This is a genomic window from Oleiphilus sp. HI0086, from assembly GCF_001635225.1.
Window position 1 is genome coordinate 1 of record NZ_LWFZ01000283.1, and the last position, 546, is coordinate 546.

The 546-nt window shown below is 43.0% G+C and carries 1 protein-coding gene; it reads right to left on the reverse strand.

Going from position 1 to position 546, the window contains the following annotated elements:
• The coding region (locus tag A3756_RS03590) for a cache domain-containing protein (protein WP_156490239.1) at window positions 1–546 on the reverse strand (546 nt) is incomplete at both ends.

Here is a 546-nt window from a genome sequence, read left to right on the forward strand (position 1 = left end):
ATACTGAGAACCTGGTAAATCAATAATGTTGATTAACTGCCCTTCAGCTTCGACAAAGTCACGCCTCCATCGACTTTGAATAGCATGCTGCTGAAGAATTGGCTGTAGTAAAGGCTTATTCGTCAAAGAAGAGAAAGCCAATCCAGTCTTGCCAAACTGTACTGATGCTTCAGAGTTATTATTAACCGGCGTGAGTATCCCGATATCAGATCCGGTGATTCGATTAAAATCTAGCATCATATCTGCTAGTGATACGCTCAGCTGAATAAGTTTAATATCACCATTAATATCTAGAATCGGAGACAGTACAGCTAACTGACAAAATTCAAAACAGATCATTTCTTCGGACGGAGTGCGACTCGTCAAGGTACGCTCAATTACGTCGGAGTTTGGACGAATGCGTTGATCACCCCACTGCCCAATCACTTCGCCTTTTGCATTAAGTAAGGTTGCGCTCTCTAGGGCCCAAGTTATCTGTAAAGACAGCCAGTGCGAATCGAGCTTGTCCTCAATATACGGACCTTCTGACGTTAAATTTGGTAGACC